The sequence below is a fragment of the Oleiphilus sp. HI0066 genome (assembly GCF_001635725.1).
The window spans coordinates 1-994 of record NZ_LWFH01000392.1 but is presented as its reverse complement, the minus strand read 5'-3'; the positions used below and the strand labels follow the sequence as shown (position 1 = coordinate 994).

Here is a 994-nt window from a genome sequence, read left to right as displayed (position 1 = left end):
GATTCTGCGTTTTCTTTAATGCCTGGCAATATGGTCTCATCTAAGCGTTGCAGTACGCGCGCTTGGAACATTTCACGCACTTCATGCCAATTTATCTCCGATTTTAGGTTAGGAACCGGCACGAGGGCATAAAAACTGTCACAGCCCTTTTTGGCAAAACTCGGATCCGTCGCGGTGGGGCGATGCAAATAGATAGAGATATCTTCAGATAAGTTACCATGATGAAAAATGTCATCAAGAAGAGGTTTGTAGGCCTTCCCTAATATAATCGTATGATGTTGTACCGAGGGGTATAGCTTTGGGCTTCCGAAAAATAAAACAAATAAGCCCATCGAGGGCTTAGCAACTTTTCGACGTATTTTGGCGATCCGAGAAGCATGGTCGGGTAACAGTTTGCGATACAAATAAAGTGGGTCCATATTAGAGATACAATAATCGCAGGCTAGCGTATGGCCGTTGTCGAGTTGCACTGCGGTGATACGCTTTTGTTGCGTTTCAAACTTAACCACCTCATGGTTGAGTACTACCTCGATTCCCTCTTCCTGCATTAATTTGGTTAAGGCATCGACTAAGGCTTGTGTGCCACCCATGGCAAAGTGCACGCCATGAGCGCGTTCTAAGTAATGAATTAGGCTATAGATACTGGTAGTATCGAATGGGTTACCGCCCACTAAAAGTGGTTGAATTGAAAATGCTTGGCGAAGTTTATCGTGTTTTAGATGCCGGCAAACTAGCTGCCAAACGCTACGATAACTACCGAGTCGAAGCATTTGTGGAATTACTTTTATCATGTCTATTATTTGATGGAACGGCCGATGCGCTAGTTGCTCGAAGCCAAGTTGATAAATCTCTTTCGAGGCAGCAAGGAGCTTTCGGTAGCCTTTTACATCATCTGGGCTGATCATAGCTATCGACCTTTCGATACGCTCGTTATCACCTCCATAATCAAAATGCGTCCCGTCGTCGTAAACAAACCGATACCAAGTATTTAGGG

Annotated in this window: 1 protein-coding gene; it reads right to left on the bottom strand. The window is 44.6% G+C overall.

All coding sequences use genetic code 11. The features are described from left to right. A partial coding sequence (gene crtI, locus A3738_RS05350) for a phytoene desaturase family protein (RefSeq protein WP_068763425.1) occupies window positions 1-994 on the bottom strand: 994 nt, incomplete at both ends.